Below are 13,990 nucleotides of genomic sequence, written 5' to 3' on the forward strand. Positions count from 1 at the left end.
GCTCTTCCGTAAAACGACTGCGCTTCATCCGTCCGTATCCTTCTCGATCGGACTCTACTTTTAAATGGTTACATTTCCGGGGGGCACGTCAAACAAGCAAGTTGCAATTATGTATTCGCTTCGGAAGAAAGGATTTGAATATATATCTTGCAATATGCACGTCGATTAGTGATGTATGGGTATAATTGATGATATTCCGACCGTCATCTGTGGTGGTTCATGGTGAATAATTTATCGTATTATGGGCAGCGCATTTTTTAATTACGGTATTTTAGTATCGGAATGCTTCCCATCGTGAATTTAGACGTTTAAGTCACGTCACGCTCTCCACGAAGACGCTCGACCTCAAACGGTGTAATGACATTGGCGAGTGTATAACGATCCAGAACATGCGTTAAAGCCTGTGAAGCCTCATACATGACGCCTCGCAGACGGCACCCCGGCATCAACGCGCAGATATTTGATGATGTGGCCGTCGCGTCCATACATGGCAATAGGGCCAGATTGCCTTCCATGTATCGGACGACATCACCGATCACAATGTTTTCTGGCAGTTTCCCAAGACGTATACCACCATTGCGTCCTCTGATCGTTTCCATGAAGCCACCTTGCCCAAGTTTATGAATCACCTTGATCATGTGTGCTTCTGAAATTTGGTAAGCTTCCGCGATTTCGCGTATCGACGAAAGACGATCTCGGCGAGTGCCAAGATAGATCAAAGCGCGGAGCGCATAATCGGTTTGCAACGTAAGTTTCATGGTCGCTTAAAGGTATCCGATCTTGACATGTTTTCCAATGCGGATAGATAAGGTTCATAGATCATGAACCTTTAAGGAAAACACCCATGGCCGATCCTCTTGATGAAAAAACACGCTCCATCATCCTCGCCACGGTTCCTGCGCTCAAGGCGCATGGTCTCGCCATTACGACAGAGATGTACAAGCGTCTTCTCGCGACACCCGCCATTCGAGACCTTTTTAATCTCTCGCATCAACAGGATGGTGAACAGCCCAAGGCCCTGGCTCTGGCCGTGATGTGTTATGCCGAGCATATCAACGATCTTGGCGCGCTCGGCGGCATGGTGGAACGGATTGCGGAAAAGCATGTTGGTCTCAACATACTGCCCGAACATTATCCTTACGTCGCAACAGCGCTTCTTGGCGCGATTGGTCACGTTCTCGGTGATGCCGCCACGCCGGAAATTCTGGACGCATGGGGGAAAGCCTACTGGTTTCTCGCTGATATTCTGATTGGTCGCGAGAAGCAGATTTACGAGGGAAATGAATCCACGCCCGGCGGCTGGACGGGCTGGCGGTCCTTTCGTGTCCGTTCGCGTCAGCGTGAAACATCCATCATTACTTCTTTCGAACTGGTGCCAACAGATGGGGGAGCACTCTTCCGTCATAAGGCAGGGCAGTATCTCAGCTTTAAGCTGGATGTTCCGGAACATGGGTCACAGCGCAGAAACTACAGCATTTCTTCCGCACCTGGTGAGGATCATTATCGTATCAGCGTACGACGACAGGATGGGGGCGTTGTCTCAACATGGTTGCACGACAGTGTTGAAGAAGGTGATATCCTTCAGATTGCCAACCCGGCGGGCGATTTTTTCCTGAACGAAGCCGATAGCAACCCCATCGTCTTTTTGACAGCGGGCGTCGGACTGACGCCGGTTATTTCCATGCTGGGTGAACTCACACAGACACGCACGAAACGAAGCATCCGTTATGTTCACGGTGCTGACACTGCGGCGTCGGCGGCTTTCCAGCAAGAAATCAGACAGTTTGCAAAAGACGCTCTGCTGACAGCAGATTTCTTTTATTCAAAAGACCAGACGCAGACACAAGGCAGTGCGTCAGGTGTCACGTCCTACGCTGGACGGATCACCCCTGTCTGGTTGCGACAGACGCTGGATCGCTCCGCAACCTATTTTATCTGCGGTCCGGATTCATTTATGCGGGATATGGTAGACACCCTTAGAGCCGAGCAGCTTCCGGGCACACAGATTCGATATGAATTTTTCGGTTCTGCCGCTGATCCGGCTCTTGTTCTCTCGGCAGCCTGATATCGATCATTCGTGTTTTAAAGCGTGGGAGATTACTGTCTCCCACCCCTGAATTGTCAGGAACTTTATGCAATGTCAGATATGTCGCATACTATCCATTCCGATAACGAACCGGCCGATATAAGAATTAAGCGCGTCTACGATCCACGAGCCACTGCAGACGGTATCCGTATCCTGGTCGACCGGCTCTGGCCACGAGGGCTTCATAAGAGCGATGTGCCCATGGATTACTGGTTAAAAAATGTAGCACCCAGCCCGGGATTGCGACGCTGGTTCGCTCATGATCCTGCTCACTGGAACGAGTTCCAGATCAGCTACCGACAGGAACTGCACCACGGAAATGCTGATTTAACGCGCCTCTGCGAACTGGCAAAAAAACATAGAGTTACCCTTCTCTACGCCGCTCGCGATCCGTTATGTAATCATGCATTAATATTGCAAGATTTTCTACGTAAAAATACTGATTAAAAATATAATTCCAAAAATATTTATATGAGCAAAGTGAATTTCTCTGTGATTCAATTTCTTCTGTGGTGATGCGGAGGATGGCTCAAGAAGCAGCCCGGTTTCTCTGATTGTCGATTTGAGGCGTTTCGACCCGATTGGGGCATGGTTCCAGCCTATACGCAGAGAAGCAAAGGTGCATCTCTTCCGTCTGATCCGGGTCTGTTGGCTCGTGTGTCTGGTGCTGACGGTGAAAAAGCGAATCTCGGGGCGGGAGTGTTCCTGAAGCCTGGCGAGGCAAGTTCGCAAAGCTGTCATACAAAGACCGGCGCGCTTGATGGACAAAAAAATCATGAAAGCGAAATGGCAGGACGCTCGGACGGGTTTGCCCTCCCGATGTTGGGCTGCAAATTTCGTGTTGTCACCGAGTGAAAATGCCCACTGACCTGTCAATCGAAGCGTAGAGCGGAACTTCTCATCCGGATCATCATGTCCTGCCTTTCGTCCCGTGGATCGGGACGATACAGCTTCAATGAAGAGTCTTGAAACACTCCATACCGCCTTGCTGAAAACAGGGAGCGGTGCCGGGATCGCTATATCTTCGCTCCCGGTTTGCAGTCGATGCGGGTTTTATGGCGTGGAACGTTGAGCCGCAGCGATGATGTGTCGGCAAAGTTCGAGATCGGCCGTGGCGTCTGCGAGCGGCGTCTGAACGGGGATGCCGTTGGTCACCGCATCATGAAAATGCTCGAGTTCGACGCGGAACGGGTCCTTGTAGAAAGGTCCGAACGTCTGGATCGTGTTGTCTGTCTCCGTGCTTTGCTGGAAGATCGTGCGGCCGGGGAGGTTGCGAATGTAGGGTGTGTCATAATGGATATCGAGCTTTTCACGTCCTGACATCACTTCGATGGTCGCATCGAAGCGCACCACATCGTCGATGACGCATTCGTAGTTTGTGATGAAGTCTCCATGGTCGAGCAGGGCGTTGATTTGCAGGCCGCCCCGCGCGACATGCGCCGAGATGACCCGCCGGGGCGCGCCGAGGAGGACGCGCAGCGCTGACAACGAATGCACCCCGAGCCCCGTCAGGACTTCGTAAGCCTTCAGTATCGCGGGGCTGGCTTCATCCCCGCATACGGATTTCAGATCGGCGAGACGTGCCGCCCGTCCGGCGGTAAGAATGTTGGTCGGAATGTCGTCTTCGGGGGTGGCGACGTCACTCCAGTTCTGAAAATACCACGGCCCCTCGCAGATGATGTCCCGCACCCGCGCATAGCGGATCTCGTCCATCTGCCCGAGCAGTTTTTGGCCCTGAGTGAAGGCCGGAGCGTAGCATCGCATATAAGCGACCATGGCGACGAGCGGGCTTGCGCGATGCGCGGCGATCAGCGCATCGAGATCGGCGATCGTCAGGCAGGCGGGCTTTTCGAGGAAGACATGCCTGCCGGCCTGAAGCGCGGCTCTGGCATGGGTGCCGTGAAACTGATCGGGACTGAGGATCATGACGGCGTCCAGTCCCGCATCCGCGAGAAACGCTTCCACGTCCCCGTAGAGGCGCGGAATATTCCACGTCATTCCGACCTTCGAAAGAACGGACGGAGAGGGGTCGTAGAGCGCGACGACATCATAGCGGTCCTGCAACTGTCGCAGGACCGGCAGGTGAATGAGTTGTGCGACTTCGCCAGCGCCCAGCAGACCCAGAGAAATTTTCTTCATCGTCACTTTCCTTGGATGTTCGAGAGCGGATCGGCTTCAGCCTGCTCCGTGCGCAGCAGAGGCAGCAATTCTTCGGGTGTGCAGAGACCGTCTGGCGATCGGCATGCTGGCACATGAGGAAAACTGATCGACGGATCGGCGTTGTCCGGCGTGTTTCTCAGAGCTTCCGGTGTCTGGGACTGGAAGAGGACGCGGATAAGCGCCTTGCCGGAAGCATTTCCGTACACGGCGAAGACCAGCGCGGAGCCGACCGGAATTTCGTCGGGAGCATAGCCCGGAGCCAGCACATGGGTATCCATCATGCCGAGAAGCGGCGCGATCGTATCGTCATGGCCGACATAGAGGCGGAATGCCGGTCCGGTCGGTGCGCTGAGGTCGTCCACCAGCCTGGCGCGCAGATCGCGGGACAGCAGGGCTCCAATCGGCCGTGGTCGCACGATGCTGTCCAGCATGGCGGCGTGCAGGGCCGACAGGGCGCCAAGCTCGCCGACATCTACGATATGTCCCGCCTCGCGGATCAAAGGCTTGCCGTCGAGATAGGCGAGCATCAGTGCTTCGGCGATGGACGATCCCTCCCGGATCGGCCCGGAAAGCGTCAAAGCATGGTTGGATGCGTCCGGCTCCACATGGTTGTCGCTCTTCAGAAACGTGCATGGTCTCTTGCCGCACTGGACGATGCGTCCCAGCGTCGCGAGCGCGTCGGCATGGCGCGCGAAAATCGTATCCGCGACCGGCAGACGGGGGACGATGGCCCGCATATCAAAACGCGACGGATCGGCTTCCAGCGCGGAAAACAGCGGGTCCGGTGTCCCGGCCGCCAGATGGGTGACAGGCAGCGGGCAGCCGGCTGCAAAGCCACTGACGAAGGCCAGGGCGCTGGCTACGGTGCGTGGTTCCGAATTGGCATGAAGGCTTACGGTGTCCGGAGCGGGACAGGCGTCGCCCGACATCAGATCGTTCTCTTCGAGCCAGCGCCGTTCGAACCGTCCGATCGTGCGCATTCCCGTCGCTCCGTGTGGCGTCAGATCACCGGGCGCGACCTCCCATTGCGGCCAGCCGCCCGCTATGGTCGTCCCCGCTGGCTCCTGACCCGGAAGCGCGGAGCGGATTCCGTGACGCATCACCACGACGACGCGGCGCAGGCGCATCGCATCCGGCCCGGGCGGTTCGAGAAGGCGTGAGACACAGTTCGCGGGCGCCGTCACGGGATTGCACCGTGCGGGGCCTCCTCCGGGGAAGCCGACCCGATAACCGCTCCAACGGGCGGCTTCGCCCTGAGGGTAATCCGTGCTGATGATCTGCGCGCCGCTGGCCAGCATCAGATTCCGTCGCGTGACGCTTCCGCTGCGTCCCTCGACGGTGTTGACGTCGGCGCGGGTGCGGACGAGCAGGTGGCGTCGTACGAGGGCCGTGATCTGCTCCGCCGGTCCGTCATTGAGTTCCGTGAAGGCGGCGTCCGGCGCATCGGGTGCGGCGTTCGTGAAGGCGACGCGTCCCCGAAGAGACGGATGGCCCGCCAGATAAAGAGGGCCATTGTCGCGCTGGTCGAGCAGAAAGGCGATTTTGCCCCGGCTGTCGCCCACGGTGGGCCATCCGTGCTGGCGGATGGCGTCCCCGAGCGTCGCTGCCGTTCCCCGGGCCTGATCGGGTGTCAGAAGTTCGCCGGGCGAGAAGACCGAGCGGATCGTGGCGTCGAGTTGATCGAATGTGCGGGCGCTGAAACGTTCGACCGGCGTGGCGCCGGGCACGTCATTCGACTGTTCGATCTCAAGGATGATGAAAACGGGAATATGCCCAGGATGCGCATGTGACCATGCCTGAACCTCCTTGAGACACGCCTTGAGCGGTTCGCAGGTCGCATGTTGGTCAATATCGGGGATATGCATGACCTTGAGGCCGGGCTGCCGCATGAGCGCCAGTTCGGCGGGCGGGAGCGCCCATTTTTCTTCGGGATGGCCGGGGCGGTGCGGGTTTGCGAACCGTCCGCCCTGGCTGTCGGCGTAGATATCGAGTTCGAGCTGGCGCACGCCGCGGTCGAGCTGTGTGGACAGCGCCGGATGGGCATAATCCAGCAGAGCCGCGAAATCGGGGTTGGCCCGTTCGACCTCGGTGCGGATCCCTTGCTCGAGCCCCGCATGATAGCTGTTATGCGAACCGACGACCTGCAACTGGTCGAGCCTCAGGGAGGAGGGATCGAATGTCCCGGCGGCCTCCGCCCTGTGGCCTGTCATCAGTATGGTCGCGGCCAGGGCCGCGACGAGAGGGAGTCGGTTCGTCATCGTCACTTTCATCAGAACTGGCCGGTCAGTCCGACAAGATACATGCGGCCTGTCTGGACGAAAGCACCATTGGCCGAACCGTCATAGGCAAGATAGGCTTTGCCCTTGCCCATCGTTTCCCAATAGGCGGGGGTATTCAGAAGGTTCTGCATGGCGAGCGTTCCGGTCAGGCCCCAGCCGAACCTGTACTTCATGCTGAGATCGAGCCGCTGTGTCGGCTGCAGGTAGAAGTCCGGCAGGGCCGAGTTGACGCTGAGAAGCTGGGTTCCGATGTAGTTGTAGTTAAGGTCGAAATGCATCGGGCCGTGGTTATAGAAGATACCGAGATTATACATCATCTCCGGAGCACGGGGGAGTGCGGTGTTCGGATGGCCGGCAATATTGCTTTTCGCGACCGAATGCTGAAGCGTGATGTTGCCGTTGACGCCAAAGCCGCTGAGCCATTTCGGAAGGAAATAGAGCGTCTGCTGGGCGTTCAGTTCGATACCTTCAAGCGACGCGCCCCCGCCGTTCGTCGGCATCTGATACAGCGTGCCGTTATCCGTGTAGGCGTTCGTCGGCACATTGCCGCCGAGCGTGGAACTGTTCGATGTCCCGGACACCGAAGTGAAAATGAATTTCTGGATCTGCTTGTAATAGACCGATGCCGACACGACGCCCGAATGGCGGTTATAGAGTTCGCCCGAGAAATCAAAGACGGTCGCCGTGGTGGGGCGCAGGTTGGGATTGGGCTGCGAGACCGAAATGACGCGGTTAGTCACGGAGTCCAGAGTCAGCGATGTCGCTCCGTTGACCAGTCCGAAGGCCGGACGCGTCAGGGAACGGCGGACCGAGAAACGCAGGACGCTGAGATCGGAAGGACGCCAGTTGATGTTGAGATAGGGCAGCGGCGAACCGTAGGACTGCTTGACCTTGATGAATTCGCCGGTCGCGTCGTCGCCATTCGACCGCCAGTGTGAGCCGCCGAAATCCGTGTATTCGTAGCGGAAGCCGGGATGGATATCGACCGGGCCGGCTTGGAGGTTCAGTTCCACGAAGCCCGCATAGACTTTCTCGGAGCCACGGCTCGTATTGGCGTTCCAGTCGTTGCTCGTGTAATTGCCGGCTCCGTTCGGATCATTCTGATATTTATAAGGTACGGTCGTGTTCTTGACCCAGTCACGATCAAGCAGGCGGAAGTCACCGGCCGCGCCACCGAAGGCGTTCACGTTCTTGCCGGGGATGTCCCCGATGACCGGTCCCGCGGCATTGTTGTATGCCCAGTTCTGACCGCCGAAGAACGGACCGTCGTAGATGAAGTTATTGTCGTCGTGGAAGTAGGGGTGGTGCCATGCCTGACGTTGCGTGTCGCTGACCTTGAAACCGAATACGATCGATTTCAGGATATCCGAATGGAAGCGATAGGCGGCATCCGCGTGAATGCCGAACATATCGGCCGTGCTCTGGGAATCGCGTCCCTGTGTTTTCCAGAAACGGTCGCTGTTCTGGTTGTAGAGCTGGGACAAAGCCGCCGATGACGCGACGGCGCGCGGCAGCGTGGTGTTGGCCACGTCGAACGTGAAGGGGCCGTTGACGGTCGTATTGCCATACATGCTGGCCTCGACCTGGTTCGGGCTGGACTGCACGCCATAACTGTTGAACACGTCGTAATTGACGGTCCAGTCGCCGGTTCGCGTGACCCCGCCGAGCTTCTGCGTCGTCAGCAGCTGTGCGGAATCGTTGGTCTCGAAATACTGCCCACGCGTGGCATCGGCGGACTGATAGATGCCGTTTGCGTCATATCCGGAATTGGCGCCGCGCAGCGACACCTGGTTGTCATTCATCGTGACGTTGTATTGACCATACGTCCCCAGGAAATAGACTTCCTGGTTCTCTCCCTTGTAATTCAGTGCGAGAGAGCCGCCATAGCGCTTGATCGAGCTCGAAAACAGATCGTATTTGAGTTGCTGGGTTGAGAGCTGCGACGCCTGATTGAGGCTCGTCACCCCCGCCTGAGAGAGAAGGGTCGGTGAATAGGACGTATTGGGCGCGACGGCGTCGGCCAGAACGCCCTTGGACGAATAATATCCTGTCGCGTAAATGCCGAACCGACCATCCTTGCCGAAGCGCCGGGCAAATTCCACCTGCCCCGTGCCACCCAGATCCTGCGTGCCGATCTGCGCGGCCTTGTCGTTGAGCTGCCCCTGGAGGGTAATCTTCTGATAAGGGCCAGCGAAATCGAAGGCTGTCGGTGTCCGGATATCGATCGCTCCACCGATCGCGTCGCCATCCATATCGGCGCTCGTGCTTTTCGAGACCTTGATGGAGGTGATGCCGTAGGGCGCCAGCATGTCGAAGGAGACGGCGCGGGTCGAAGGATCGGCGGGAGCGATGCGTTCACCGTTGAGGGTGTAGGCATTGTAGCTGGAATCGAGGCCGCGGATGGTCATGTACTGCGACTCACCGGTCGCAGCCTGACCGCCGCCCATATCGCTATAGGCGGAGACGCCCGGCATGCGGGTGAGGATATCCGCGAGATTGGTTTCGGGCGCCTGTTCCAGCTGCTCGCGGGACATGACGCTCGCCACGCCGACGCTGCGACGCTGCTCGTCGAGTGCGGCGGCGACACTTCCACCGCGCAGGGCTGTAACGTTGATGCTCTCCGTGGTGGGCGCTTTCAGCGCCGTCCTGGTCTGACGTGGCGGCACGGTCGCCACGTGCGAAGGCGCACGGCTCGCAGGTTGCGCCGCGGCGGTCGGAGCCACGTGCTTTCTGTTGTGGGATTTTGCCTTGTGCAACACAGGCTGTGCCATCGCGGGTGCGATCACGCCCATCGTCGTGAGCGGGATGAGGTATAATTTCAGAGCTTTTTTGAACGACGTCATAGAACGGGTCCTCTCGGAGAAAGGAGAAGAAACACAATCCCACCGGCGTCGGGCGTGCAGCCGCCAGCGAGGCAAAATCGTGGACAATTCGTGGGCCGGAACGGGCCCTGGTGCCGCATCGCGGGTATTTTCAGATGGAAATAAATCAATGTCGTTGATCTAAACGACGATCTTCCATTTTTGCAATGAAAGTACATGATCCACTGAGATTTTTTCGAATCATCTGGTTTCAACCTTGATATGCGGCGGGTTTGTATCCCGAAGGGGCTTTAATCGCTTTCGTGCAAAGCTTGTGTGAAGGCTATGTTAAATCTCTATCCCTGGTCGAAATCGGAACGGAACCAGAAAAACTTGGACATAAAATCCCATGTATGAAATTAATGGAGTCGAGCAAGTGCCTCTCCTGGTGCTGGCCGCTTTCCATCTGTATTCGGGTGCATGCAAAGGAAGAGGATCGTGAGGGCGGGATGCTGGGGAAGGTCCGTGCTGTTGATCGCCGCTCTGTGGTGCGGATCTTTGTCGACGAGCCGGTCTGCTGAACGGTCGCATCTCGAACACGCGGCCGATGCGCTTCAGCTTTTGCTCGCGCGATATCCGGAGGCATTGCACGTCTATCGCGATGGACATGACTTTCACGCGTGGCAACGATTCGTCGTCGTCAGCAGCCTTGCCGAATACGAGGCGATTTCCGGTGATTCCCGGTTTCGCCGACGCGCCGCGTCCCTTCTCTCGGATCGGAGGGGCCTGGATGGGAATGACGACGATCTATGGGGCGCGGAAGCAGCGCTCGATGTGGCGACGGTGCAGAGACGGCGTCCGGCGGCGGGCTCTCCCGCAGTCGCGGATGCCCGACATATCTTTGACCGTATCGCTGCGTCATACTGGGACGGGATCTGTGGCGGCGGGGTCTGGTGGGATCACGCCCGCACCTACAAGAATGCGATCACCAACGAGCTCTTCATGGATGTCGCAGCCAGACTCTACGCTGCGACCGGTACTTCTTTATATAGGGCGTGGGCGTTGAAGAGTTGGGTATGGTTCCACGACAGCGGCATGATCAACCCGTCCTTCTCGGTCAATGACGGGCTCGATGCGCGCTGCCACAATAACGGCGGACCAGCCTACAGCTACAATCAGGGTGTTATCCTCGACGGGCTGTTGCATCTGGCCGCGATCTCTCCGGCCGACGATCTTCTGCCTGACGCCGCCCGGATCGGGGAAGCGGCCATTGCCGCGCGCGGTTCATCCGCCGATGGATTTCGGGAGGCGCAGGAGCCGATGAGCGTGGACAGCCGCATCTTTCGCGGAATCTTCGTGCGGGCTCTCGGGCATCTTGTCCCGGCGTTGCCGGATGGCGGGGAAAAGGGGCGTCTCGCGGCATGGCTGTCAGGGGAAAGTGCGCGTCTGTGGGATCGCCGTCACGGGAGAGCTCTTTTCAGCGCCGACTGGCGGCAGGCGTCTTTCACGCCTTCCGCGCAGGCTCAGGTGACGGCGGCCGATCTGTTTATGGCAGCGGCTCGCGCAGCCGGAGAAGAACGACCATGACGCGGCGGCTGCTCGCATGTCTTGCAGGGTGCGGCCTGATCATGTCGCATGCGGGCGTCGCGGGAGAACTGACCGTTTTCTGCTCTTCCAGCGGCACGGAAATGGCGTTGTGCCAGTCAGAAAGCCAAAGCTGGGCGCGTGAAACCGGCAATGTGGTGAAGCTGGTTCCCCTGCCGTCCGACTGGGGCACGGTTTTGCCGCTGTACCGGCAGCTTCTCGCCGCGTCGGACCCGGTCGTGGATGTGCTTGTGATGGATGGCACCTGGGTCGGAAGCCTCGCGCCGATGCTGGGTGCGCTGGAACGAAAGCCCGACGACGCGGATCTCATGCCCGCTCCGTTCGCCAGTGCCGGACGTCGCGTGGCGCTGCCGTGGTATCGGGATGTGGGGCTTTTGTTTTATCGTCGCGACCTGCTGGAAAAATACCGTCTTCCCGTGCCGCAGAGCTGGGATGAACTCGAGCGCGAGGCGCTTCTGGTCCAGGCGGCCGAGCGGCGGACCGGCCAGTCGGCGCTCTGGGGATATGTGTGGCAGGGCCGTACCGCCGAGAGCCTGCTGTGCAATGCGCTGGAGTGGCTCGGCCCGCAGGGCGGGACGCTTGTTCCCGGGACGGGGCAGGCCGGAATCGATAATCCGGCGGCGCGGTCGGCTCTCTCGCGTGCCGCGCGCTGGGTCGGGACCATCTCTCCCGAGGGCGTTCTTTCGGATGATGAAGAGGCGGCGCGTGGCGCGTTCCAGACCGGCCATGCGGTCTTCATGCGGAATTGGGTTTACGCCTGGGCGCTGGCCAACGATCCCCAGAGTGTCGTGGCCGGGAAGGTCGGCGTTGCGCCGTTGCCCCGCGAAAGGTCCATCGAGCTTCCAGGGGGCGTGGATGGGACGGTCTATCTCGGGATCGCGCGGAATACGAGGCATCCCGCCGAAGCGGCGTCGCTCATACGCTATCTGACCTCGCGTCCGGTCGAGCGGGCGCGCGCGGCGGCGGGAGCGTATGTGCCCGCGCGGCGTTCGCTGCTCGATGATCCCGATGTCCTCGCGGCGATTCCGGTACTGACGAAGATTCGTCCCGTTTTCGAAGCGCCCCTCATGCGTCCCGTGGCCGAAACGGGCCAGGACTATCCGCGCCTCGCATGGATGGTCGAGAACAGTTTTCATGACGTGCTGCGCGGGCAGCGCAGCGCCCCGGATGCATTGCGCGCCCTGTCGGATACGGTGGAAGCCATGGCCCTGCGCGGCCAGTGGCTTTCGGGTCCGACGGCGGCGCTCCCCCCTCAGGAGAAGACAGAATGACCATCAAAATTGGAACGGCCCCCGATGCCTGGGGCGTCTGGTATGCGCAGGACCCACGTCAGACACCCTGGGAACGCTATCTCGACGAGGTGGCTGAGGCAGGATACGCCTATACGGAGCTGGGGCCATGGGGCTATCTTCCGACGGATCGCGCGCATCTCGCGGATGCTCTGGCGTCACGCGGTCTCGGTCTTTGTGGTGCCGCGGTGGTGCATCCCCTGACGGGTGTCGACGCCTTCGAGACCCTGGGGGCGCGTTTGACGCCGCTGTGTGAGACCCTCGTCGCCACCGATACGCCCTGGCTGCTTCTGATGGATGATTCGGACGCCTATGCGACGCCTCGGGCACGCATCGCCGCGCCGGATACCTGGAAGCACATGATGGGCGTCATCGCCGAAGCCGGGCGCATGATCGCGCAGGACCATGGGTTGCGCCTTCTCTTTCATCCGCATGTCGGGACGGCTGTGGAAACCGAGACGGAAATCCTGCGGCTGCTGGACGATACGCCAGCGGAATTTGTCGAACTCTGTTTTGATTTCGGCCATCATGCCTATACGGGCGCTGACGCGCTGGCGTTCATGCGTGCCCATGCGGATCGCATTCCCTATTATCATTTCAAGAACCTCGATGGCGTCATTCATGCGCGCGCCATGGAAAACGGCACTCCGTTCATGGAGGTGTTCCAGAATGGCGTGATGTGCGAACTGGACAAGGGGATCATGGATTTCGCGGAGGTCGTGGCCTTTCTCAAGGCAAGAAATTTTGACGGTTTCGCCGTCGTCGAACAGGACATGTATCCGTGTCCGCCGGAAAAGCCGCTGCCCATCGCCCGGCATAACCGGGACGTGCTGCGGCGGCTCGCCCTGTGAATCTGTCGACGTCGTCTCGCCAAGCGCTGGGTGTGGATATCGGCGCGACCAAGATTGCCGCGGCGCGCGTCGATCTGGATACGGGAGCCGTCGGCCCGGTCATGCGTATCTCCACGCGCCGGGATGCGCCGGGCAGCGCGATCGTCGATGACGTGGCGGACCTCGTCCGCACGGTCTGCGGGCCTGAGAACCAGGCATGCGTCAGCGTCGGCGTGGCGGTTCCCGAACTCGTGGACCTGCGCGGTCGAATCCGCAGCGAGTGGAATTTTCCCCTGCCCGATCTCATCGCGCGCCTGACGGATGTGGTGTCGGCGCCCGTAAGGGCCGAGAGTGACGTACGCGCCGCCGCGTTCGCGGAAGCGCGTTTCGGGGCTGGCCGGGATTGCGATAATTTCGCCTATTTTTCTCTGGGTTCGGGCATGAGTTACACGCTCTGCCTGAATGGTCGTCCCTATGCGGGCGCGCATGGTTTCGCCATTCACTTTGCGAGTTCCAGCATTGCCGTTCCGACATCGGACTGTCAGGCGCTCGCCGCCGCCATTCCCGAAGATTATGCGTCCGGCCTCGGAATGGCGCGTTTATGGGATGTTCGGGGTGGCGCGCCTCTGGATCAGGGCGTGCACAGTCTCGAGGCGCTGGCCGCGGAAGGAGATGGCCTTGCCCTGGGGGTGATCGCGGACGCGGCCGCCATGGGCGGACGTCTGATCGCGCAGGCGATCAACATGCTCGATCCCGGGAAAATCGTCCTGGGTGGGGGCCTGGGATGTTCCACCGGGGCCTATCGACACCAGCTCGAGGCGCAGATCCGGGCGCATATATGGGAGAAATCCTGCACGGACATCCCCATGCTCGTCGCGGGCCTTGGCGAAGAGGCTGGCATCATCGGCGCGGCGCTGGCGTCCTGCGTCGCGACATAGTC

The 13,990-nt window shown here is 59.5% G+C and carries 11 protein-coding genes; 7 read left to right on the forward strand and 4 right to left on the reverse strand.

Annotated features, from left to right (window positions below; genetic code table 11):
* Nucleotides 1-308 precede the first annotated feature (308 nt).
* Nucleotides 309-758, reverse strand: a complete 450-nt coding sequence (locus tag PWM43_RS12005) for an Rrf2 family transcriptional regulator (protein WP_289842762.1) — start codon at nucleotides 756-758, stop codon at nucleotides 309-311.
* An 86-nt stretch (nucleotides 759-844) separates the two neighbouring features.
* Here PWM43_RS12005 and hmpA point away from each other — a divergent pair, with 86 nt between their 5' ends.
* The 3 genes from hmpA to PWM43_RS12020 all read left to right on the forward strand — a co-directional run bounded on the left by hmpA (nucleotide 845) and on the right by PWM43_RS12020 (nucleotide 2,941).
* Nucleotides 845-2,065: an NO-inducible flavohemoprotein gene (gene hmpA / locus PWM43_RS12010; protein WP_289842763.1), complete on the forward strand. Its 1,221-nt coding sequence runs from the start codon at nucleotides 845-847 to the stop codon at nucleotides 2,063-2,065.
* 72 nt (nucleotides 2,066-2,137) lie between these two features.
* Nucleotides 2,138-2,533 (forward strand): DUF488 domain-containing protein, encoded by a 396-nt coding sequence (locus PWM43_RS12015; protein WP_289842764.1) that lies wholly within the window; start codon nucleotides 2,138-2,140, stop codon nucleotides 2,531-2,533.
* A 141-nt stretch (nucleotides 2,534-2,674) separates the two neighbouring features.
* Entirely contained in the window at nucleotides 2,675-2,941 is a 267-nt protein-coding gene (locus PWM43_RS12020) for a hypothetical protein (RefSeq protein ID WP_289842765.1), read from the forward strand.
* 198 nt (nucleotides 2,942-3,139) lie between these two features.
* Here the strand turns inward: PWM43_RS12020 and PWM43_RS12025 are convergent, their stop codons facing one another.
* From PWM43_RS12025 to PWM43_RS12035, 3 genes are read right to left on the reverse strand one after another with little or no spacing between them, the layout of a single operon-like run.
* Nucleotides 3,140-4,225: a Gfo/Idh/MocA family protein gene (locus tag PWM43_RS12025; protein WP_289842766.1), complete on the reverse strand. Its 1,086-nt coding sequence runs from the start codon at nucleotides 4,223-4,225 to the stop codon at nucleotides 3,140-3,142.
* A gap of 2 nt (nucleotides 4,226-4,227) precedes the next feature.
* Entirely contained in the window at nucleotides 4,228-6,504 is a 2,277-nt protein-coding gene (locus tag PWM43_RS12030) for a Ca2+-dependent phosphoinositide-specific phospholipase C (protein ID WP_289842767.1), read from the reverse strand.
* A gap of 11 nt (nucleotides 6,505-6,515) precedes the next feature.
* The gene (locus PWM43_RS12035; protein WP_289842768.1) at nucleotides 6,516-9,368 is read right to left on the reverse strand and encodes a TonB-dependent receptor; all 2,853 of its coding nucleotides are present in this window, start codon (nucleotides 9,366-9,368) and stop codon (nucleotides 6,516-6,518) included.
* Between the two features lie 483 nt (nucleotides 9,369-9,851).
* Here PWM43_RS12035 and PWM43_RS12040 point away from each other — a divergent pair, with 483 nt between their 5' ends.
* The 4 genes from PWM43_RS12040 to PWM43_RS12055 are packed head-to-tail and all read left to right on the forward strand — an operon-like array spanning nucleotide 9,852 to nucleotide 13,988.
* A complete protein-coding gene (locus PWM43_RS12040) occupies nucleotides 9,852-10,913 on the forward strand; it encodes a glycoside hydrolase family 76 protein (protein ID WP_289842769.1) in 1,062 nt (353 codons plus the stop codon).
* Nucleotides 10,910-12,202: an extracellular solute-binding protein gene (locus PWM43_RS12045; protein WP_289842770.1), complete on the forward strand. Its 1,293-nt coding sequence runs from the start codon at nucleotides 10,910-10,912 to the stop codon at nucleotides 12,200-12,202. The genes PWM43_RS12040 and PWM43_RS12045 overlap by 4 nt, the downstream gene beginning before the upstream one ends.
* Complete coding sequence (locus PWM43_RS12050; protein WP_289842771.1) at nucleotides 12,199-13,071, forward strand: sugar phosphate isomerase/epimerase family protein; 873 nt, start codon at nucleotides 12,199-12,201, stop codon at nucleotides 13,069-13,071. Before PWM43_RS12045 ends, PWM43_RS12050 begins: the two co-directional genes overlap by 4 nt.
* Complete coding sequence (locus tag PWM43_RS12055; protein WP_289842772.1) at nucleotides 13,068-13,988, forward strand: ROK family protein; 921 nt, start codon at nucleotides 13,068-13,070, stop codon at nucleotides 13,986-13,988. The genes PWM43_RS12050 and PWM43_RS12055 overlap by 4 nt, the downstream gene beginning before the upstream one ends.
* Nucleotides 13,989-13,990: the final 2 nt, after the last annotated feature.

It is taken from the genome of Brytella acorum (assembly GCF_029309905.1).
Taxonomy (GTDB): Bacteria; Pseudomonadota; Alphaproteobacteria; order Acetobacterales; family Acetobacteraceae; genus Brytella; species Brytella acorum.